The sequence below is a fragment of the Herbaspirillum sp. 1130 genome (assembly GCF_017833835.1).
Lineage (GTDB): Bacteria > Pseudomonadota > Gammaproteobacteria > Burkholderiales > Burkholderiaceae_D > Herbaspirillum > Herbaspirillum huttiense.
The window spans coordinates 254,057-276,405 of record NZ_JAFICQ010000004.1; the positions used below are offsets into that span (position 1 = coordinate 254,057).

The window sequence follows — 22,349 nt, forward strand, 5'->3', positions numbered from 1 at the left end:
ACATCTGACGCACTGAAGCATTCCAGTACTTGAACTGAAGCATTCCACGCCATCCGGAAACCAAGAGGTCCATCATGATGTTAAGCAACCCCGCCGCCAAATACCGTCCCTTCCCTGCCATCGACCTGCCTGATCGCACCTGGCCCAGCAAGGTCATCGACACGCCGCCGATCTGGATGAGCACCGACCTGCGCGATGGCAACCAGGCCCTGATCGAACCGATGAACGCCGAGCGCAAGCTGCGCTTCTTCGAACTGCTGTTGAAGACCGGCCTGAAGGAAATCGAAGTCGGCTTCCCCTCTGCCTCGCAAACCGATTTCGACTTCGTGCGCAAGCTCATCGTCGAGAACCGCATTCCCGATGACGTCACCATCATCGTGCTGACCCAATCGCGCGAAGAACTGATCCGCCGCACCGTCGAATCGCTGGAAGGTGCCAAGAAGGCCATCGTCCACCTGTACAACTCGGTGGCCCCGGCCTTCCGCAAGATCGTCTTCAACATGTCGCGCGAGGAGATCAAGAACATCGCCGTCACCGGCACCCGCCTGGTCAAGGAACTGACCGATGCGCGTCCGGGTACCGAATGGCGTTTCGAATACTCGCCGGAATCCTTCAGCACCACCGAACTGGATTTCTCCAAGGACATCTGCGATGCCGTCTGCGAAACCTGGGGTGCCACTCCAGAGCGCAAGGTCATCCTGAACCTGCCCTCCACCGTCGAGTGCGCCACCCCCAACGTCTACGCCGACCAGATCGAATGGATGTGCCGCAACCTGAAGCATCGCGCCAGCGCCATCATCTCGGTGCACCCGCACAATGACCGCGGCACCGCCGTCGCCTCGGCCGAGCTGGCCGTGATGGCCGGCGCTGATCGCGTCGAAGGCTGCCTGTTCGGCAACGGCGAGCGCACCGGCAACGTCGACCTGGTTACGCTGGCACTGAACCTGTACACCCAGGGCGTGAACCCGGGCCTGGACTTCTCCGACATCGACGTGGTGCGCCAGGTGGTGGAAGAGTGCAACCAGATCCCGGTGCACCCGCGCCATCCGTATGTCGGCGACCTGGTCTTCACGGCCTTCTCCGGCTCGCACCAGGATGCGATCAAGAAGGGCTTCGCCAAGCAGCAGCCGGACGCCATCTGGGAAGTGCCCTACCTGCCGATCGATCCGGCCGACCTGGGCCGCAGCTACGATGCCGTCATCCGCGTCAACAGCCAGTCCGGCAAGGGCGGCATGGCCTACCTGCTGGAACAGGAATATGGCCTGGCCCTGCCGCGCCGCCTGCAGATCGAATTCTCGCGCGCCATCCAGCGCGAGGCCGATGCCACCGGCAAGGAAATCGCCGCCTCCGACATCCACGCCATCTTCCAGCGCGAATACCTGGAGCGCGTCGAACCCTACGTCTATCGCGCGCACCGCATGTCGGAAGACACCGCCAAGGCCGAGTCCATCAACATCGAAGTCGACATCGTGCGCAATGGCCAGCCGGTCACCGTGCGCGGTAGCGGCAACGGTCCTATTGACGCCTTCGTGCATGCGCTGGGCCTGGACATCAAGCTGATGGACTTCCATGAACACGCCATCGGTGCCGGTGCCGACGCCAAGGCCGCCAGCTACATCGAGCTGCGCCTGAACGAAGCGCCAACCGGTTTTGGTGTCGGCATCGATGCCAACATCGTGACCGCCTCCTTCAAGGCCGTGCTGTCTGCCGTGAACCGTCAGATCGCCATCAGCGAGAGCGCCAACCAAGCTGGCTCCGCACAGGCCAAGGCTGCCTGAAACGGAATCCGGCCGGCGATCCCGGCCATTTCCTGAACGCAACGCCGCCCTACCGGGCGGCGTTGTTGCGTTAACGGCGTGTCACTTTGCATCAAGCTCTGCCGTTGATCTTGTCCATCTGCCACTGTGGTCCGGCTGCCACGTTGACGCCCGGAAACCCGCGCCAGCCGCGGCTTTCCTTGATTCCAGACAACTCTGCAGAAATTACTTGAGTCAAACGTTCTGATTGCGCGTAACTGGCTTAATATAGGTTTCTGGTTGTCACACCAGTCAAAGACACACGCCACGGTGACATCTCTACCATGCAAGTCGCATCCACATTTTTCGGGGGGAAAATCATGCGCTTCAACAATCTCAACATTTCCACGCGTCTGACCATCGGCTTTTCGGCCCTGATCCTCGTGATCGCTGCCATCGTCACGCTGAGCATGGCCCGGCTGGGCGACATCAACGAGTCGCTGGAACTGGTAGTCAATGACCGCTACAAGAAGATCAACATCGTCAATGCCATATCCGGCAAGGTGGACGATGTCGCCATCTCGCTGCGCAACCAGTTGTTCATGACCGATCCGGCCCAGATTGAGAATGAGCGGAAGACCATCGAAACGCTCTCTGCAGAGAACACCAGGCTCTACGATGAACTGGGCCGCCTGATCATCAATCCCGAAGCCCGCGCCAAGTTCGACAAGGTGACCGAAACCCGCAAGAGCTACTCGGCCCTGCGCAAAGAGATCGACCGGCTCGCCACCACTGGTGAGAAGGATGCCGCCATCAAGCTGATGCTGGAAAAGATGGTGCCGCTGCAAAAGACCTATTTCGCCCAGCTCGATGACCTCTCCGACATGCAGCAGAAGCTGATGGACAAGTCCGTCGCCGATGCCGAGGCCACCTACATCACCACGCGCAACATCATGGTGGTGTCCGGTGTGCTCGCGGCGATGTTCGCCGCTTTCATCGCCTGGACCATCTCGCGCAGCATCACCCGTCCGCTGAGCCGCGCGGTGGAAGTAGCCGAGACCGTGGCAGCAGGCGATCTCACTGCGGTCATCGATGCACATTCGACCGATGAAACCGGACGCCTGCTGCAGGCGCTGGCCGCCATGAACCAGAAGCTCAAGGCCATCGTGCTGGAGGTGCGGCGCGGTACCGACTCCATGGTGACCGCATCGACCCAGATCGCCACCGGCAACCTGGACCTCTCTTCGCGCACCGAGGAGCAGGCCAGCGCGCTGGAAGAAACCGCCTCCTCGCTGGAACAGCTGACTTCCAGCGTCAAGCAGAATGCCGACCACACCCGCAAGTCCAGCGAGCTGGCCGGCAATGCCACGCAAGTGGCCAATCAGGGCGGCCAGGCCGTCAAGCAGGTGGTGCAGACCATGGGGGCCATCAATGACTCCTCGCGCAAGATCGTGGACATCATCTCGGTGATCGACGGCATCGCCTTCCAGACCAACATCCTGGCCCTGAATGCCGCGGTGGAAGCGGCGCGCGCCGGTGAGCAGGGCCGCGGCTTCGCCGTGGTGGCCTCGGAAGTGCGCGGACTGGCGCAACGCTCGGCCACTGCCGCGAAGGAGATCAAGGAACTCATCAATGATTCCGTCGGACAAGTGACGGCCGGTACCGAACTGGTGGCGCAGGCGGGCAGCACCATGGATGAGGTGGTGCAGAGCATTGAGCAGGTCAGCCACATCGTCGGCGAGATTTCCGCTGCCACGCGTGAGCAGAGCGATGGCATCGAGCAGGTCAACCAGGCCATCATGCAGATGGACAACACCACCCAGCAGAACGCCGCGCTGGTGGAAGAAGCCGCCGCTGCGGCCCAGGCCTTGCAGGATCAGGCGCAGCGGCTGCTGGAACTGGTGAGCGTATTCCGTCTGGATGAGCGGGGCGCTGCGCCCGCACCGGTCATGCAAGCCGCACCGCTGCGCAGCGCGGCACCTGCACCGGCCACGGCCCTGCCAGGCAAGCCCGCCCCCGTCAAACCGCAGGCGGTGCGCGCCCCTGCCGCTGCGCCAGCACCACGTGCACTACCCGCCAGCAGCAAGGAAGAGAAATCGGAAGAGTGGGAAACCTTCTGAGACTTCAAGCGTATTTCAGCAATATTGCGCGTAGCACGGACCTGGGCCGCACGGCCCTGAAACATATTGAGGCGAAAAAAACCGATCAGCCTTGGCGGGCCAGCCGTATGCCGCTGACCTGCCAGCGTGCGGTCGCCGGGAAAAAGTTGCGATAGGTCAGCCGCGCATGGTTCAGTGGTGTGGCCGAGGATGAGCCACGCAGCACGTACTGGTTGACCATGAATTTGCCATTGTATTCACCCACCGCACCCGGTGCAGCGCTGAAGCCGGGGTAAGGCGCATAGCTGCTGCTGGTCCACTGCCAGGCCACGCCAAAAAATTCACGTCCGCTTCCTTGCAGGCGTGCGGCGGCATGTTCCCATTCGGCTTCGGTCAGCAAGCGCGCACCAGCCCAGCGGGCATAGGCATCGGCCTCGTAATACGAGAGATGCACGGCAGCCGCATGCGGCTGCAGAGGCTGCGCGCCATACTCGGTGAACTCGCGCCACTGCCCATCAGCGCCACGGCGCCAATACAGGGGATGCGACAGCCCCTCCTGCCTCTTCCATTCCCAGCCTTCAGACAGCCACAGCCCCGCGTCCTCGTAGCCACCGGCCTCGACGAAGGCCAGGTATTCGGCGTTGTTCACCAGCCGCGACGCACACTGGTAAGCCTCGACGAACTGGCGATGGCGCGGGGTCTCGTTGTCGAAGCAAAAGCCGCTGCCGGCATGGCCGATCTCCACCACACCGGCTTCGATGCGATGCCACTGCAGCTCCAGCGCGGCCGGATCATCCAGTTGCAGGTTCATCGGCAGCGGCTGGTACGCAGGCTGCAGCGGGTTCATCGACAGCAGGATCTTGATGTCGGTGAGCATCAGCTCCTGGTGCTGCTGCTCATGCTGCATGCCCAGTTCCAGCAAGGAGAGGAAACCCGCCAGTTGCGGATGGGCCTCCCCCGCTTCGGCCGGGTCGGCCTCCAGCGCATCGATCAGCAGCAGCATGCGTGCGTCCACCTGCTCGCGGTAGGCCAGTATGTCGTCCAGTGAGGGCCGCGTGAGCAGGCCGCGCTGCGGCCGCGGGAATTTCTCGCCGACGCCTTCGTAATACGAATTGAAGAGCACGCGGAACTGCGGATGGAAAGGCGTGAAGCCTCTCTGGAAACGCTCCAGCAGGAAGGTCTCGAAGAACCAGGTGGTATGCGCCAGATGCCACTTGATGGGGCTGGCATCGGGCATGGCCTGCACGCAGCAATCCTCGGCCGAGAGCGGCTCGGCGATCAGCAGCGACTGCCGGCGCAGACGCCGGTAGCGATCGCCCAGCCGTTCGCGCGGGCGATGGTTGACCTGCTGGACGGCGGCGTCGATGACCGCATCGATGGTGGCGGCAGTGGCCGCTGCGACCACCGCCATGGGTTGCTCGGCCAGCTCGTCGTCGTGCGTGGTGGCGCGATCATGGGTAATGACGGAAGGCATCCGGTCTCCTGCAAGAATCATTGAATCAACATCGGCAAGCGTCCCAAACCTTCCTCAACGCGCCTGCGCATGGCACACCGCGAACCAGCGCCGCTCATCGAACCACATACGGCAATTGCCGAATCCGGCCTCTTCCAGCAGGCCGAGGATGTCCTGCTCGGTGAACTTGTGGCTGTATTCGGTATGGATGCGCTCGCCCTGGTGGAAGGTGCGACGCCCGCCCGGCCAGCGCACGATGAGGTCGCGCCGTGCTTCCAGATGCATTTCGATGCGCTGCTGGCGCGCGTTGTAGAAGGCCACGTGGCGCCAGTCGCGCGGGGCGAAGTCGGTCCCGGCCAGGGCGTTGACGTGGTTGAGCACGTTGAGGTTGAACGCTGCCGTCACGCCGATGGCATCGTCGTAGGCCGCTTCCAGGACACGCGCATCCTTCACCAGATCCAGTCCGATCAGGATGCCGCCCTCACCCGGTCCAACCGGCAGGGCTGCACGCACGCGACGCAGGAAATCCAGCGCCTGGGCCGGATCGAAATTGCCCAGCGAGGAGCCGGGATAGAAGAACAGCCGGCGCTGCGCATCCACCGTCTCCGGCAGCGCCAGCGTGGCCGAGAAATCCATCGCCAGCGGCAGCATGGGCAGCTGCGGGAAGCGCTTCTGCAAACCCGCCACCGACTGATGCAGGAAATCGGTAGAAATATCCACGGGCACATACTGGCGCGGCCGCAACGCGTCGAACAGCGAAGCGGCCTTGACGCAGTTGCCTGCGCCCAGGTCGATCAGCGTACAGGACTGGCCGACGGCGGCAGCGATGGCTTCCTGATGCGCGGCGAAAATGGCCGCCTCGGTACGGGTAGGGTAATACTCGGGCAAGGCGCAGATGGCCTCGAAGAGCTTGCTGCCCAGCGGATCGTAGAAATACTTGGGCGAGATGACCGCTTCGCGGGCGGTGAGCCCGGCCAGCAGTTCGGCGTGCGGTGCGCGTACTTTCGGCGCGGCCTCCCATGGGGAGGGGATCAGTGCGGGTTGGGCCAAGCGACTCTCCTTGCCGGTGTGGGGTTGGGATGATGCTGATGCCTGCTGCTGCGCTGCTCCGGTCGGGCCGACCACGCCCGAATCCGGATACTCTAGCAGGGTGATGCAGGCAAGCAATGGCTGACGAACAACATTGCGATACGCTTGCGGTCGCGCGATCCATGCGCGGACTGTCTATACTTATGCCTCTTCCGAGTAAGCCAGCCTCCGTTGGTTCAACGCGGCAACAAGATTTTTCCGGCGGTGGCCAGTGTCTCTGACCGTGCGGCAACATGCACGGACCGGTTGGCCTGGCGGCCTCAACAGCTCATCCATTTCCATGGCCTCCACGACTCCTCTCCGCACCGACTCACCTGCCCCTGACGTGCCGCCCGGCCCCGACTCCCCCACTGCCCGCAAATCCGCCCTGGCAGCCTTGCGCGGACTGGCTCCCTTCCTCGCCCCCTACAAGAAGCAATTCCTGCTGGCCGGCCTGGCGCTGCTGGTGGCGGCCGGTGCCACGCTGGCCGTGCCGTATGCCTTCAAGCAGATGATCGACCTCGGCTTCGGGGCCGCCGGCAGCAAGAGTGCCACGCACATCAACCTGTATTTCGTGGCCCTGTTCGGCGTGGCCTGCGTGCTGGGGGTGGCGACTGCAGCACGCTTCTACATGGTGTCCTGGCTGGGTGAACGGGTGACGGCCGACCTGCGCAGCGCGGTCTATGCCCACGTGGTGACGCAGAGTCCCGAATTCTTCGAAACCACCAAGACCGGCGAAGTGCTCTCGCGCCTGACCACCGACACCACCCTCATCCAGACTCTGGTGGGCACCAGCATTTCGATGGCCCTGCGCAATGCCCTGCTGTTCCTGGGCGGCATGAGCATGCTCTTCATCACCAGTGCCAAGCTGACCTCCATCATCATCGTCATGCTGGCCGCCGTGGTGCTGCCCATCGTGTTCTATGGCCGCCGCGTACGCAAGCTCTCGCGCGCCTCGCAGGACCGCGTGGCCGACGCCGCCGCCATGGCCGGCGAAATCCTCAACGCCATGCCGACCGTGCAGGCCTTCACCCATGAAGAAATCGAAGCGCGCCGCTTCGGCGACTCGGTCGAGCGCGCCTTCCAGACCGCGATGGACCGTATCCGCGCCCGTTCGCTGCTGACCGTGGTGGCGATCCTGCTGGTGTTCGGTGCCATCGTCTTCGTGCTGTGGCTGGGCGCGCATGCGGTCATGCAAGGCAACATGAGCGGCGGCGAGCTGGGCCAGTTCATCCTTTACGCATCCCTCGTGGCGGGTTCGCTGGGGGCGCTGTCGGAAGTGATGGGCGATACCCAGCGCGCTGCAGGTGCCACCGAACGCCTGCTCGACCTGCTGGCGGCGCAGTCGCCGGTGCAGTCCGTGCTGCTGCCGGAGAAATTGCCGCCGCGCACCGCCAATGGCGCCGCGCTGCAGATCGAGGCCGTGGACTTCCACTATCCCTCGCGCCCCGGCAGCGCATCGCTGTCGGGCTTCTCGCTGGACGTGCGTGCAGGAGAAACGGTCGCCGTGGTCGGCCCTTCGGGGGCCGGCAAGACCACGCTGTTCCAGCTGCTGCTGCGCTTCTACGATCCACAGCAGGGCAGCATCCGGCTCGATGGCGTGGACATCCGCTACCTGACCCTGCAGGACCTGCGCAATGCGATCGGCATCGTGCCACAGGACACCGTGATCTTCTCGGCCAATGCGATGGAAAACATCCGCTTCGGCCGCCCCGGTGCCAGCGATGCGGAAGTGATTGCCGCCGCCCAGATGGCGGCAGCCCATGAGTTCATCGAACGCCTGCCGGACGGCTACCAGTGCTTCCTCGGTGAACGCGGCGTGCGTCTGTCCGGCGGCCAGCGCCAGCGCATCGCAATTGCCCGCGCCCTGCTGAAGAACCCGCCGCTGCTGTTGCTGGATGAGGCCACCAGCGCGCTGGATGCCGAATCCGAACGCCTAGTGCAAAGCGCCCTGGAAGCCGCCATGGTCGGTCGTACCACCCTGGTCATCGCGCACCGCCTGGCCACCGTGCAGCGGGCCGACCGCATCATCGTGCTGGAACACGGGCGCGTCGTCGAGACCGGCACTCATGCCGAACTGGTGGCCCGCGATGGGCTTTACGCCAGCCTGGCGGCATTGCAGTTCGAGACGCAATAAGACAATACGCGGGGGGGCGCCGACGCACTTTTTGGAAATCCCCTAGACTGCGCATCTCGGCATCGTCCCGATGCCACGACATGACAGGAGTTCTTGCATGAGCAGTCAATTGTTTTCGCCGCTGACCCTGCGCGGCGTCACCTTGCCCAACCGCATCGCGGTTTCGCCGATGTGCCAGTACTCGGCCGAGGATGGCTTCGCCAACGACTGGCACCTGGTGCATCTGGGCAGCCGCGCCGTGGGCGGGGCCGGCCTGGTCATCATGGAGGCCACCGCGGTCGTGCCGGAAGGCCGCATCACCAGCGCCGACCTCGGCATCTGGAAGGATGAGCACATCGCGCCCCTGCGCCGTATTACCCGTTTCATCGAACAGCAGGGTGCCGTCCCCGGCATCCAGCTGGCTCATGCGGGGCGCAAAGCCAGCGCCCTGCGCCCCTGGGATGGCCCGGCCGGCAGCGTGCCGGTGGCCGAGGGTGGCTGGCTGCCACAGGCACCCTCAGCCCTGCCCTTCGACACGACCTATACCGAGCCGCACGCCTTGACGGTGGCCGAGATCGCCTCGCTGGTGCAGGCCTTTGCCGACGCCGCCCGTCGCGCGCTGGCTGCCGGTTTCAAGGTGATCGAACTGCACGGTGCGCACGGCTACCTGGGTCACCAGTTCCTCTCGCCGTTGAGCAACAAGCGGACCGACCAATATGGCGGCAGCTTCGAGAACCGTATCCGCTTCCTGCTGGAAACGGTGCAAGCCACCCGCGCCGTCTGGCCGGCCGAGCTGCCACTGCTGGTGCGCCTGTCGGCCACCGACTGGACCGAAGGCGGCTGGAATGCCGATGACACGGTCGCGCTCTCGACCCGCCTGCGTGACATGGGTGTCGATCTGGTCGATGTTTCCACGGGCGGCAACCTGCCCTCGGCGGCCATTCCCGTCGGGCCCGGCTACCAGACCGGCTTTGCCGCGCGTGTGAAAAACGAAACGGGGATCGCCACCGGCACGGTCGGCATGATTACCGAAGCGATCCAGGCCGAGCACGTGCTGCGCACCGGCCAGGCCGACCTGGTGCTGCTGGCGCGCGAACTGCTGCGTGATCCCTACTGGCCGCTGCATGCCGCGCAGCAATTGCGCGAAGACGTGGCGTGGCCGCCGCAATACGTGCGGGCCGCGTCCAGCAAGACGCCGTTGCGGCCGGATGTGCAATATGGCGGCAAGCAGGACTGAGCCGCTCCAGCCCGCATCCAAAAAAAATGCCGGTCAGCTCTGCGCTGACCGGCATTTTTCATTGCCTTGACGTCGGTGGAGCAATCAGCCCGGACGGCGTTTGTGGCGGAAGTACTCGATGATGCCCGGCAGGATCGACAAGATCACGATGGCCACGATCAACAGGCTCAGGTTCTTCTTCACGATGGGCAGGTTGCCGAAGAAGTAGCCGGCATAGCCGAAGCTGGCCACCCAGGCGATGCCGCCGATGACGTTGTAGAGGAAGAAGCGCGAATAGGTCATCGCGCCCACACCCGCCACGAAGGGCGCGAAGGTACGCACGATGGGTGCGAAGCGGGCAATGATGATGGCCTTGCCGCCGTGCTTCTCGAAGAAGGCATGGGTCTTCTCCAGGTATTCCTTCTTGAAGATGCGCGAGTTCGGCTTGTCGAACACCTTGATCCCCAGCATCTTGCCGATCTGGTAGTTGGTGCTGTCGCCCAGGATGGCGGCCACGATCAGGGTCAGCAGCATCAGGTGGATGTCATAAGCCCCGGTAGCAGCCAGTGCACCGGTGACGAACAGCAGTGAATCACCCGGCAGGATGGGCGTGACCACCAGGCCGGTTTCGCAGAAGATGATCAGGAACAGGATCAGGAACAGCCAGGGTCCATAGGAAACGGCCAGTTCGGCCAGGTGACGGTCGATGTGGACGATGAAATCGACCAGGAACAGAAGGATATCCATAAGCCTGTGTGAAAGAGGGGAAGTGGCGAAAAGTGGGCATTGTACCAACAGCCTGCCACGCTCCCGTGAATTTTGATGCAGCGCGGCAGCGACGCCCTGCCCGCCTGCCTTCCACGGCGATTGATGAAAGTTTTTCTCCGCCCGCGCAATCTGTTCATCCTGCCCGCGCCCCACCCTCCTCGCCGCTGCGCCCCAGCCCGCTTCCCATGCGCTCCGGCGGCGAAATCGGCCGATTTGATCGGCAGCCGCTGGTCAGGATGCTGTCGTTGACGCTCCGGTCCGGCTCTACTACAGTCGTCCGCACCCGACCGCCCCCCACGACAAGATCAGCCAGCGCTGGCATCCGGGCCGGATGAACCCCTCAGGAGACAAACCCATGGAACTGAATCTGCAGGACCAGAAAGTCATCGTCACCGCCGGTGCCCAGGGCATCGGCCTCGCAATTACAGAAACGTTCATCAAAGCAGGCGCTCAAGTGCATGTCTGCGATATCAATGAGGCTTTCCTGGCCGATGCCCGTGCCCGCCTGGCAGGCGCGGCGGTGAGTTTCAGCCGCACTGACGTGGCCAGGCCCGAGGAAGTCGATGCCATGTTCGCCGACCTGGCCTCGCGCTGGGATGGACGGCTGGACGTGCTGGTCAACAATGCCGGCATCGCCGGACCCACCCTGCCGGTGGAAGACATCGCTCCGGCCGACTGGGACCAGACCATCGCCATCAACCTGACCGGCCCCTTCCTCTGCACCCGGCGTGCGGTGCCGATGCTCAAGCAGAACGGCGGCGGTGCCATCATCAACATCTCTTCAGTCGCCGGCCGGCTGGGCTTTGCACTGCGCACGCCCTATTCGGCCTCCAAGTATGGCGTCATCGGGCTGACCGAGACCTGGGCCATCGAACTGGGGCCGTCCAACATCCGCGTCAACGCCGTCTTGCCCGGCATCGTCGAAGGGCCGCGCCAGGAGCGCATCGTGGCGGCCAAGGCAGCGGCCTACGGCATCGAACATGAAGAAATGCGCGCTCGGCTGCTTTCCAAGGTCTCGCTGCGGCGCATGGTCAGCGCCCAGGATATTGCCAACCAGATCCTCTTCCTCTGCTCGCCCGCCGGCGCGGCCATCAGTGGCCAGAGCCTGTCGGTGTGCGGCAATGTGGAAACGCTGGCCTGAGCTGGCGCAACGGCCTTCTTTCCTTTTCCTTCATCTTTTCAGGAGCTAGCCCCATGGCCCAGCCTCGCAAAGTCATCATCACCTGCGCCATTACCGGTGCCATTCATACGCCCTCCATGTCGCCCTATCTGCCGGTCACGCCCGAGCAGATCCGCGACGAAGCCCTGGCCGCGGCCGACGCCGGCGCGGCCATCGTGCACCTGCATGCGCGCGATCCGCAGAATGGCAAACCGACGCAGGATCCGGACGCCTTCCGCAAATTCCTGCCGCAGATCAAGACCGCCTCCAACGTGGTCATCAACCTCACCACGGGCGGCGCGCCGACCATGGGGGTGGAAGAGCGGCTGCAACCGGCCTTGCAGTTGAAGCCGGAAGTGGCGTCGCTGAACATGGGCTCGATGAACTTCGGCCTGTATGAAATGCTGAACCGCTTCAAGGATTTCAACTACGACTGGGAACAGCCCTACCTGGCCGGCTCCGATGACCGCATCTTCCGCAATACCTTCAAGGACATCGCCTACATCCTCGAATCCTGCAGCGCCAACCAGACCCGCTTCGAGATCGAGTGCTATGACATCGGCCATCTCTACACGGCCGCGCACTTCATCGACCGTGGATTGATCAAGCCGCCCTTCCTGATCCAGTCGGTCTTCGGCCTGCGCGGCGGCATCGGCAACGATGTCGAAGACGTGATGCACATGAAGCGCACCGCCGACCGCCTCTTCGGCGACGCCTACTTCTGGTCGGTGCTGGGTGCCGGGCGCGGCCAGATCCCGATTGCCACCATGGCCGCCGCCATGGGCGGGCATACCCGCGTGGGGCTGGAAGATTCACTCTGGGATGGCCCCGGCCAGCTGGCCAAAAGCAATGCCGACCAGGTGCGCCGCATCCGCACCGTGATCGAGGCGCTTTCCTTGCAGGTGGCGACGCCCGACGAGGCGCGCGCGATGCTGCAGCTCAAGGGCGGGCAGAACGTCGGTTTCTGAGGCAGGCGCGGCCCCATCGATGACACCGGAGCGGGCGACCGCCTCCGGTGTTTTTCTTCATATTGCTGCGATGACAAGCTGTTCCGGTATCCGATGTTCAGGCCGTCGATAGGCTACAATCCCCCATCCTTCGGCCTCCCGGCCAGCCTCCCGAACATTGCAATGAAACAATACCAAGACCTCATCCAGGACGTGCTGACCAACGGCTCCTGGCAAGACAACCGCACCGGCATCCGTACCCTGAGCATTCCCGGCGCCATGATGCGCTTCGACCTGCAGAAGGGTTTTCCGGCAGTGACCACCAAGCGCCTGGCCTTCAAGTCGGTGGTGGGCGAACTGTGCGGCTTCCTGCGCGCCACGCGCAGCGCGGCCGATTTCCGCGCGCTGGGCTGCAAGGTCTGGGACCAGAACGCCAACGAAAACGCCGACTGGCTGGCCAATCCGTTCCGCACCGGCACCGATGACCTGGGCCCGGTGTATGGCGTGCAGTGGCGCGAATGGCCGGCCTACAAGCTGATCGACGCCGCGCACACCGCACAGATCGACGCGGCCCGTGCCAAGGGCTTTGCCATCGTCTCCTCGCTGCAGGACAACGGTGTGGAAAAAGTCCTGCTCTACAAGGCCGTGGACCAGCTGCGCGAGTGCCTGGACACCATCGTCAAGAATCCCGGCAGCCGCCGCATCCTGTTCCACGGCTGGAACTGCGCGGTGCTGGATGAAATCGCCCTGCCCGCCTGCCACCTGCTGTACCAGTTCCTGCCCAACCAGAGCACGGGAGAGATCTCGCTCTGCCTGTACGTGCGCAGCAACGACATCGGCCTGGGCACGCCCTTCAACCTGGCCGAGGGTGCGGCGCTGCTGCACCTGGTGGCACGCCTGACCGGCTACAAGCCGCGCTGGTTCAGCTACTTCGTGGGCGATGCGCACATCTACGAAAACCATATCGACATGGTCAAGGAACAGTTGACGCGCGAGCCCTATCCGCTGCCGCAACTGGCCATCGCCGAGCGCGTGCCGGAATTCGCCAGGACCCGCGAGTACGCCCCGCAATGGCTGGAACTGGTCGAGCCGACCGACTTCTCGCTGGTCAACTACCAGCACCACGCCCCGCTGACCGCGCCCATGGCGGTCTGATCCACCTCGGCAAGCCGGCTCCGTTGAGGGCCGGCCTGCGCTTAGGGAGTTCGCATGTCCAACGCGCTGCTGCAACGACTGGGCCTGGCCCATCCCATCATCCAGGCCCCGATGGCGGGCAGTTCCACCGTGACCATGGCAGCGGCTGCCTCCAATGCCGGTGCGCTGGGCTCGCTGGCGCTGGGGGCCTCTTCGGTGGCGCAGGCGCGCGAGGCGCTGGCGCAATTGCATGCCCTCACCGACAAACCCTTCAACGTCAATTTCTTCTGCCACCAGCCGGCCGTCCTGGATCCCGCCCGCGATGCCGCGTGGGTCAGGCACCTGCAGGGCCATCTGGACGAATTCGGCGGCAGCATCAGCCTGCCCCTGAAAGAGATCTACCAGAGCTTCATCGTCGATACCGGGATGCAGCAACTGGTGCTGGAATTGCCCCCGGCCGTGGTCAGTTTCCACTTCGGATTACCGGACGCTGGCGTCATCCAGTCACTGAAAAACGCCGGTGTCTTCCTGATGGCCACCGCCACCAATCTGGACGAAGCACGCCAGATCGAGGCAGCCGGACTGGATGCCATCGTCGCGCAGGGTATTGAAGCCGGCGGCCATCGCGGCATCTTTGATGAACACAAGGATGAGGAAATCGGCACCTTCGCCCTGGTACGCCTGCTGGCCACGCAGTGCCGGCTGCCGGTGATCGCCGCCGGCGGCATCATGGATGGTGCCGGCATTGCGGCAGCCCTGCGGCTGGGCGCGCAGGCGGTGCAACTGGGCACGGCGTTCCTGCTCACGCGTGAATCGGGTGCCAACGCCGCCTACAGAAATCTGCTCAAGAGTTCACGTGCCCGGCACACGCGCGTGACCGCCGCCATCTCCGGCCGCCGCGCACGGGGCATCGTCAACCGCTTCATGGAAGAAATCGACATATCGCCTGCAACCCCCATCCCTGCGTACCCCGCCGCCTACGACGCCGGCAAGCAGTTGCACGCCATGGCCACCGCCAGGGAGGTGCACGAGTTCGGCGCCCACTGGGCTGGCCAGGGCGCGGCGCTGATCCGGGATGGCTATACGGTCGGGGAACTGGTGCACCTGCTGGTGCAGGAGTGGCAGGCGCAGGGCTGACCCGCGCCTGGATTCAGGAGACGGTGTCGGTGCTGGCAGCGCCGGGCTCCGCCGGCACCTGCTTGTCCTGCCAGCCGCCACCCAGGGCCTTGTAGAGCGAGACAGTCGCCTGCAGGCGCTGCAGCTTGATCTGGCCCAGCTGGTTCTGGGCTTCCGACAAGGTGCGCTGGGTATCGAGCACCACCAGCAGATCCTCGGCCCCGGCGCGATAGCGGATCTCCGCCAGCTCGAAGGCGAAGCGCGCCTGGTCTACCTCATTGACCTTCAGGCGATAGCGCTCTTCCAGACTGCGAATGGCCCCCAGGGCCTTTTCCACTTCCGACAGCGAGGTAATCACGCGCTGGCGATACACCTGCACCAGTTCTTCCTTCTGCGCCTCGGCCAGCGCCTGCTGGTTGCGCAGGTTGCCGCCGTCGAAGATCGGCGCGATCAGGCTGGTACCGAGATTGGCGAACAGATTCGGACCATTGAAGAGCGACAGCAAGGCATTGCTCTGCGCCCCGGTGGAACCGGTCAGCGAGATGCTGGGGAAGAGCGAAGCCCGCGCCACGGCCACATTGGCATTGGCCGCCGCCAGATTGGCTTCGGCACGGCGAATGTCGGGGCGACGCGTCAGCAGTTCCGACGGCAGGCCCGCCGAAATACGCGGCATCTGGATCTTCGCCAGGCCCTTTTCCTCGACCTTGAAATTCTGCGGCGGACGGCCCAGCAGGATGGCCAGCGCGGTCTGCGCGTCCTGCTCCTGCTGCTGCAGGTCGGGGATCAGCTGGCGCTGATTGGCCAGCGCCGAACGCTGGCGCGCCAGGTCCAGCGGCGAGGCCGAACCGGCGCGGCTTTGCGCCTCCACCAGACGCAACACGCGCTCGGCATTGTTGACGTTCTGGCGTGCGATCTCCAGCCGGTCACGCAGCGACAGCACCTGCAGATAGGTGGAAACGATGCCGCTGGTGACCGTCAGCGCCACCGTCTCGCGGTCGTAGCGATTGGCGCGCAAGGTCGCTTCGGCGGCTTCGACACCCGCGCGGTTCTTGCCCCAGAAATCGATTTCGTAGCTGACCTGCAGGCTGGCATTGGCGCTGTTGGTGGGCGTGCCGCCGGAGATGGGCATTTCGCGGTTGGCACCGGCATTCAGGCTCACATTGGGCAGCAGCGGTGCACCGGCGATGCGGGCTTGCGCCTCGGCCTGCTTGATGCGCGAGAAGGCGGCAGCGATTTCGTAATTGTTGCGCTGGCCTTCCTGCACCAGGGAAGACAATTCACCACTGCCAAACTGTTTCCACCAGTCGGTATCGGGCCACAACTGCTCGGCGTGCGCCACGTCCGCAGAAGCACCGCCGCCCCATTTGTCGGGCACCTGCATTTCGAGGATGGGATCGGGCTGCACCTCACGCGTGACGCAGCCGCCGATGGCCAGCACCAGCGCGGCCGCCATCGCCACCCGCGTCATGCGGGGCCATGGAGAAGACGTCAGCAGCGGTGTATTACGCAGTGTCATGGGCTTGAACATCGACAGATGAAAACAGAGAGGACCGGGTCACCCCGCGAAGCCGTTACTTTACAGCAAGCCTCGCGCCCGTCCCGCGATTACTTGGCGGCGGCGTTGCCATCGCCCGCCGGTGCCGGCGGATTGGCCGGCAGCAGTACCTGCTCGCCCTCCTTCAGACCGGACAGCACCTGAGCACGTTCGCCATCGCGAATGCCGATCTTGATCTTGCGCGTTTCCAGCGTGCCATCGGCCAGCACCACCTTGACGGTCTGGGTGCCATCCATGCCGGGCTTGGTCACCAGCGAGCGCGGAATGGCCGGCACGTGTTCCGCCCGCGCCAGCACGAAATACACGTCGGCACTCATGCCGCTCATCAGTTCGCGGCTGGGATTGGCCACATCGAAGAGCACGGTGTAATACGCCTTCTTGCCTTGGCGGCCGGAGTCATCGGTGGGCAGCAGCATGATCTGGCGCAGCTTGCCGCTCCAGCGCTTGCCGGGGTAGCCGGGGGTGGTGAAATACGCGGTCATGCCCTTTTGCAGGCGTGTCACGTCCTCTTCCGATACCGGCACCTGCACCGTCATGCGAGAGAGATCGGCGATACGCATCAGCACTTCCTGGTTGGCGCTGACCATCTGGCCGGGGCGCGCGTTGAGGGTGACGATGGTACCGCTGACCGGGGCCTCGATGCGGGTCTGCTTCTGCACGGCCTCATCTTCACGAATGGCCGCTTCGGTCTGCTGGATCTGGGCGTTGGTGGCGTCCACGCGGGAAGCCGCCGCATACATGTTCATGCGGCTGGATTCGTAGGACTCTTCGCGGGTGGCGTTCTCGGCCTTCAACTGGGTCTGGCGCTGGAACTGCAGTTGCGCAAAGTCCAGCTGCGCATTCTGCCCGGCCAGCTCGGCCTTCAGGCGCGCCAGCGTGGCGCGGTTGCTTTCGATGCGGCTGTTCTGCACGGCCGGCGCGACGGTGGCCAGCAGGCGTCCGGCCTTGACTGCCTCGCCGATCACCACTTCCACGTCCGAGATCTGGCCGGCCACCTTGGAGCCGACGTCCACATAATCCTGGGCCACCACATTGCCGGTGGCGTTGACGACCTGCTCCAGGTCGGCACGTTCGACGGCCACCGTTTCCAGCTTCACCGGAATCGGCTTGGGCGGAGCAGGCGGCGGCGACTGCCGCGCATAGAGCGCATAGCCGCCGCCCAGCACCAGCACCAACGCGACGACACTCCACCAGGCTTTCTGCCGGGCAGGCGCATGGGTGGTCGGGACTACGTGCGGAAGTTGGTCGTGCGGCTCGGTCATGTCACAGGCGGCAAACGTTCAATCAAGTCAGGGTCAACAAAGCGTGATGATCCCTGCAAAAGATGACGGCCGAATGTCTTCGGCCGTCCCCTGTTCCGGTCGTGGTCCGCCCCCTCAGGCGGCCAGTGCCGGTGATGCGATGGCGGCGGCAGGTGCCGCTTGCTGGCGCGCGGCATGCCAGTCCGGATGGACCTCGGCAGCACCGCTCCAGACCGCCTGGTGCAGTTGCGACAGCAGGCCCGGTTCTTCCAGGATGCTGTTTTTCTGCTTGTCGTTCAGCGCGTCCGGCCCGTCCTTGAGCGCGGTGCGCACCAGCTTCTCGCGCAGATGCTGCGTCAGTTGCGGTACGTGCGGATGCGCATGCGCGGTGGCACACATCAGCGCATTGAAGGACGGATCGACCACGGCCTCGACGAAGCCCGGCAGCGGCGGGGTCTCTTCATGATGGCGCACGGTTTCGCGCAGCTCGAACGGTGGCGTGGTCTCTTCAGGGATCTTGAACAGACCCGCACGACGGAAGCCACGGCCATACGTCACGCGTGACGACAGCACCGACACCGGCACCGACACCGCCAGCGAACCGGCAATCGGAATCAGCCAATAGATGAAGGACGGATTGAGCCAGTACACCAGCGCGCCCCAGGCCACGCCCAGCACCGAATGCCAACCGTGGCGGCGCACCGCCTCACCCCAGCCGGTTTCATTGTCGGCACGCGGCGGCGACTTCCAGCCGGCGTTCCAGCCGAGGAAGGCCCCCAGCACGAAGCGCGTATGGAACAGCATGCGCACCGGGGCCAGCGCCATCGAGAACAGCAGCTCAATCACCATGCTCACGAACAGCGCCAGCGCACCGCCGAAGCCGCGCGCGCCCTTCACCGCAAACAGCAGCACGGCCAGGATCTTGGGCAGGAACAGGATGGTGGCGGTGGCCGAGACCAGCGCCAGTGCCTTCTCCGGATGCCATTCCGGCCAGATCGGGAAGAGCTGGCGCGGTGCCGTGAAATACTGCGGATCGATCAGCGTATGCGCTGCCAGCAGCACCGTGGAGAGGATCAGGAACAGCCCCCACAGCGGTGCCGACACGTAAGCCATCACACCGGTGACGAACACCGCGCGATGCACCGCGTGCATGCCACGCGCCAGGAACAGGCGGAAGTTCATCAGGTTGCCCTGGCACCAGCGGCGGTCCCGACTGAGTTCATCGAGCAGGTTGGGCGGCATTTCTTCGTAGCTGCCGTCCAGGTCATAGGCGATCCACACCGACCAGCCTGCACGACGCATCAGCGACGCCTCCACGAAGTCGTGCGACATGATCGGACCGGACAGGTTGCCCTTGCCCGGCAGCGGCGCCAGCGCGCAGTACTTCATGAAGGGCTGCAGGCGGATGATGGCGTTGTGGCCCCAGAAGTGCGACTCGCCCAATTGCCAGTAATGCAGGCCGGCCGTAAACAGCGGGCCATACACGCGGGTCGAGAATTGCTGGATGCGCGCATACAAGGTATCGCGCCCGGCTGCGCGCGGTGCGGTCTGGATGATGCCCGCGCCCGGATGGGCTTCCATCAGGCGGGTCAGCTTGGTGAGGCATTCGCCGGTCATGACGCTGTCGGCGTCGAGCACCACCATGTAGCGATAATCGGCCCCCCAGCGGCGGCAGAAGTCGTCCAGGTTGCCGCTCTTGCGTTTGACGCGACGACGGCGGTGGCGATAGAAGATGCGTCCGAAGCCACCGGTCTCGCGGCACAGGCGGTCCCATGCGGCGGTTTCGGCGGCGCAGATGTCGGCTTCGCCGCTGTCGCTCAGGATGAAGAAATCGAAGTGCTGAATCTGCCCGGTGCGTTCCAGCGACTCGTAGGTCGCGCGCAAGCCGGCGAAAACGCGTGCCACATCTTCGTTGCAGATGGGCATGACGATGGCCGTGCGGGCCTCCGGCGCGATCTCGGTATGGCCGGCCTTCTCGTGCGAGATGAGGTACTTGTCATCACCGCGCATGAGGAGCAGGAATCCGGTCATGGCCGTCCAGAACCCGGCCGAGACCCACAGGAACAGCAGTCCGAACAGGAACAGCACCACCATCTCCAGCGGCTTGGTGCCGTGATACGGCAACACGTCGCTCATGAAATAGGTGGCCATGGAGGTCTGCAGCGCCATCAGCACCAGCAGCGTAATACGGCGGATGTTGCCCGTATGCTGCCAGTGCCCCTTGGGATCGGGGGCCTCGGACTGGTCCAGGTGATCCTCGATGTAGCGCGGTTCGTCATCCACCGGCGGCGCGGCTTCAGCCACCTTGGCGCGGCCCTTGCGGGCGCGGCGCCAGCGGCTGGGACGGCGTTCCAGGCGGCGGTTTTCCTCTTCCACCCAGCGCGAGAAAGGATTGAGTTCGCCCCACGGGCGCGGCACCATCGATTTGCGATGCATCGGCGGGCCGACCGGAATGCGCGGCTGGCCGCGCTCTTCACCAATGGGAGGAACGGGCGCACCCTGCACAGCCTGTGCCGCTTGCGCAGCAGGGACGGCCGCCGGTTGCGCGGCGGGATACATGAGGCGCAGGCGCGCATCGACCGAAGCTTGCGCCGCGGCCGGTACCAGGCTGGCATCGCGCCCGGAGGCCTCGGCCAGCACGCGGTGCAGGTCGGCCACCGGATCGCCGGAGCCGATTGCACCCGCGCGCGCAGCCAGGTCCTGGCGTTGCTCAGGCGACAGCGGCAGACGCGCGAGGTAATCCTCCAGCGTCTGCGAGGCTGCCGAAGTCTGCCTTAGTTGGGGGGTAATATGTAGCTCCACGTTTCAGACAAGGTTGTGCCGCCGTTGGCATTGCGCAGGAAACCGCGCAGCTCGACGGGCTTGTTTTCTTCCAGGCGGCGCAGCTTGACTTCCACGCGCCAGCCGCCGGTCATTTCATTCTTGCGGGTGGTGACGCTGGCCAGCTTGCCATTGGCATCGGCCTCGACCACGCCTTCCACGCGCGCATTGGCGGGCAGCTTCTTGAGGTTGCCGCCGTCGAAGTCGATGGCCAGCTGCTGCACTTCATCCTGCTTGCCTTCCTGCTTGGGACGGTAGCCGTGGCCGAACAGGGTCTGCGTGACGAAGGCCAGCGGCGGACGCTTCTCGTTGTCCTTCTGCCAGGACAGGCGGTATTCCACGTTCAGCGGCTGGCCAGGCTTGGGCAGCGTGTTGGGAATCCAGTAGGCCACGATGTTGTCGTTGGTCTCGTCGGGCGTGGGAATCTGCACCAGCTCCACGCGGCCCGAACCCCACTTGCCCTTGGGCTCGACCCAGGCGCTGGGGCGCGACTGGTAGTTGTAGTCCAGGTCTTCGTAGTGCGAGAAATTGCGGTCGCGCTGCATCAGGCCAAAGCCCTGCGGATTGTCGAAGGAGAACGAAGTCACCAGCAGGCGCTTGGGGTTCACCAGCGGACGCCACAGCCATTCGCCGGTACCCGACTGCATCGACAGGCCGTCCGAGTCATGCACTTCCGGACGGAAGTCATCAGCCGGACCCGGCTGGTTCTCGCCGAAGAGGAACATGCTGGTCAGCGGGGCGATGCCCAGCTTGGTGACATTGCTGCGCAGGTAGAGCTGGGCCTTGACGTCCATGGCGGTATCCACGCCGGGCTTGAGGACGAAGCGATAGGCACCGGTGGCGCGCGGCGAATCCAGCAGCGCATAGATCACCAGTTCCTTGGCCTCGCCCGAGGGACGCTCCAGCCAGAATTCGGTGAAGCGCGGGAATTCCTCGCCCGAATAGAGTGCGGTATCGATGGCCAGCCCGCGCGCGGAGAGGCCATAGCTCTGCCCCTTGCCCATGGCGCGGAAGTAGCTGGCTCCGTGGAAGGTCAGCACGTCATCCTTGACCTTGGCCGAGTTGAGCGGGAAGCGGATGCGGAACCCGGCAAAGCCGATGTTGCGCAGGGTGCGCGGATCGACGCTGCGGTTGGCGCTGTAATCGAAGAGCGCCGGATTGAAATGAATCTCGCGCACGGCGTCGCCGACCACTTCATTGATCTTGACCGGCTCGGTATAGCTCGCGCCCAGATGGATGAAGGACAGTTCGAAAGGCAGCTTCTGGGCGCGCCAGTACGACTTGTCATCGCGGAAGTAGATCTGGCTGGCCTGCTCGTAGCTCAGGTCCTTGAGCGACTTGGGCAGATCATCGGCGGGCTTCTTGTACGACTTGCCGGCCAGCGCCTTGGCGCGGGCGGCCACCGTATTGAAATCAAAGGCCAGGGCAGCTTGCGGCAAGGCCAACGCCAGCAGACCCGCCAGGGTCGCCGGAGCGGCAAGGCGACGCCACCAGGTCGATCGTGCGGCACTGCGCCGGGAAACGAGTCCCTCGTGCGGCCAGGAGGTGGTGTGAAGCAGCATTATTGTTTTGTCTGACATGCAATTTTCTGGTTGATTGCCCCGGCAGACACTGGAAGCAGCGCCGCACCGGAAAGCAGGCGCTAGTTTACCCAAATGTGGCGGGGATTGTTCGCTAGTTCATATGAAGATGGCATGCTTGCAGAGGGAATCGCCCTGAGGGACAGTATTTCCTGAATGAAACTTCATTCGCCTGCAAACCCGGCCCCGGCGCGCGCAAGCGGCCAGCCGGTTCAGGTATAAGGGCAGGTGGCGGCGCATAAAGTTCCGTGCCGCAGCATGGCTGCTGTAACATTATGCTTCTGTCGCCCTTGCATCCGGCCGTGCGCCGGGCTGCAGGCCTTCCGTCCGAACCCAGATTC

General features: G+C 64.4%; 15 protein-coding genes. 8 read left to right on the top strand and 7 right to left on the bottom strand.

The window, feature by feature from the left end:
• Window positions 1-74 precede the first annotated feature (74 nt).
• Together leuA and JOD78_RS18930 are read left to right on the top strand one after the other, a co-directional pair.
• Window positions 75-1,778, top strand: a complete 1,704-nt coding sequence (gene leuA, locus JOD78_RS18925; RefSeq protein WP_121045291.1) for a 2-isopropylmalate synthase — start codon at window positions 75-77, stop codon at window positions 1,776-1,778.
• A gap of 338 nt (window positions 1,779-2,116) precedes the next feature.
• Window positions 2,117-3,856 carry a methyl-accepting chemotaxis protein gene (locus JOD78_RS18930; protein ID WP_121045293.1) on the top strand — a complete coding sequence of 580 codons (1,740 nt, stop codon included), beginning with the start codon at window positions 2,117-2,119 and terminating at the stop codon, window positions 3,854-3,856.
• A gap of 85 nt (window positions 3,857-3,941) precedes the next feature.
• Here JOD78_RS18930 and egtB read toward each other — a convergent pair whose 3' ends face one another.
• Both egtB and egtD read right to left on the bottom strand, forming a co-directional pair.
• Window positions 3,942-5,309, bottom strand: a complete 1,368-nt coding sequence (gene egtB, locus JOD78_RS18935) for an ergothioneine biosynthesis protein EgtB (protein WP_121045295.1) — start codon at window positions 5,307-5,309, stop codon at window positions 3,942-3,944.
• 54 nt (window positions 5,310-5,363) lie between these two features.
• Window positions 5,364-6,338, bottom strand: a complete 975-nt coding sequence (egtD, locus tag JOD78_RS18940) for an L-histidine N(alpha)-methyltransferase (protein WP_134137506.1) — start codon at window positions 6,336-6,338, stop codon at window positions 5,364-5,366.
• Between the two features lie 319 nt (window positions 6,339-6,657).
• Between egtD and JOD78_RS18945 the strand changes: the two genes are divergently transcribed.
• Both JOD78_RS18945 and JOD78_RS18950 read left to right on the top strand, forming a co-directional pair.
• Window positions 6,658-8,493 carry an ABC transporter transmembrane domain-containing protein gene (locus JOD78_RS18945; RefSeq protein WP_245202207.1) on the top strand — a complete coding sequence of 612 codons (1,836 nt, stop codon included), beginning with the start codon at window positions 6,658-6,660 and terminating at the stop codon, window positions 8,491-8,493.
• A gap of 97 nt (window positions 8,494-8,590) precedes the next feature.
• Window positions 8,591-9,709 carry an NADH:flavin oxidoreductase/NADH oxidase gene (locus JOD78_RS18950; RefSeq protein ID WP_121045301.1) on the top strand — a complete coding sequence of 373 codons (1,119 nt, stop codon included), beginning with the start codon at window positions 8,591-8,593 and terminating at the stop codon, window positions 9,707-9,709.
• Between the two features lie 84 nt (window positions 9,710-9,793).
• On the opposite strand, the gene JOD78_RS18955 is transcribed toward JOD78_RS18950, so the two are convergent.
• Window positions 9,794-10,435, bottom strand: coding sequence for a DedA family protein (locus tag JOD78_RS18955; protein WP_034330216.1), 642 nt, complete (start codon window positions 10,433-10,435; stop codon window positions 9,794-9,796).
• A gap of 376 nt (window positions 10,436-10,811) precedes the next feature.
• On the opposite strand from JOD78_RS18955, the gene JOD78_RS18960 reads away from it, so the two are divergent.
• The 4 genes from JOD78_RS18960 to JOD78_RS18975 all read left to right on the top strand — a co-directional run bounded on the left by JOD78_RS18960 (window position 10,812) and on the right by JOD78_RS18975 (window position 14,833).
• Entirely contained in the window at window positions 10,812-11,597 is a 786-nt protein-coding gene (locus JOD78_RS18960; protein WP_121045303.1) for an SDR family oxidoreductase, read from the top strand.
• Between the two features lie 53 nt (window positions 11,598-11,650).
• On the top strand, window positions 11,651-12,583 hold the full coding sequence (locus tag JOD78_RS18965) for a 3-keto-5-aminohexanoate cleavage protein (protein ID WP_121045305.1): 933 nt from the start codon (window positions 11,651-11,653) through the stop codon (window positions 12,581-12,583).
• Between the two features lie 162 nt (window positions 12,584-12,745).
• Window positions 12,746-13,717, top strand: a complete 972-nt coding sequence (locus tag JOD78_RS18970; RefSeq protein ID WP_034330222.1) for a thymidylate synthase — start codon at window positions 12,746-12,748, stop codon at window positions 13,715-13,717.
• 54 nt (window positions 13,718-13,771) lie between these two features.
• On the top strand, window positions 13,772-14,833 hold the full coding sequence (locus JOD78_RS18975) for a nitronate monooxygenase (RefSeq protein WP_134223077.1): 1,062 nt from the start codon (window positions 13,772-13,774) through the stop codon (window positions 14,831-14,833).
• Window positions 14,834-14,846: 13 nt separating this feature from the next.
• On the opposite strand, the gene JOD78_RS18980 is transcribed toward JOD78_RS18975, so the two are convergent.
• The 4 genes from JOD78_RS18980 to JOD78_RS18995 all read right to left on the bottom strand — a co-directional run bounded on the left by JOD78_RS18980 (window position 14,847) and on the right by JOD78_RS18995 (window position 22,008).
• Entirely contained in the window at window positions 14,847-16,328 is a 1,482-nt protein-coding gene (locus tag JOD78_RS18980; RefSeq protein ID WP_034330232.1) for an efflux transporter outer membrane subunit, read from the bottom strand.
• Between the two features lie 89 nt (window positions 16,329-16,417).
• A complete protein-coding gene (locus JOD78_RS18985) occupies window positions 16,418-17,629 on the bottom strand; it encodes an efflux RND transporter periplasmic adaptor subunit (protein ID WP_134137512.1) in 1,212 nt (403 codons plus the stop codon).
• A gap of 114 nt (window positions 17,630-17,743) precedes the next feature.
• Window positions 17,744-20,410, bottom strand: coding sequence for a glucans biosynthesis glucosyltransferase MdoH (mdoH, locus tag JOD78_RS18990; RefSeq protein WP_209567339.1), 2,667 nt, complete (start codon window positions 20,408-20,410; stop codon window positions 17,744-17,746).
• A complete protein-coding gene (locus JOD78_RS18995; protein ID WP_121045313.1) occupies window positions 20,383-22,008 on the bottom strand; it encodes a glucan biosynthesis protein G in 1,626 nt (541 codons plus the stop codon). The genes mdoH and JOD78_RS18995 overlap by 28 nt, the downstream gene beginning before the upstream one ends.
• Window positions 22,009-22,349 lie beyond the last annotated feature (341 nt).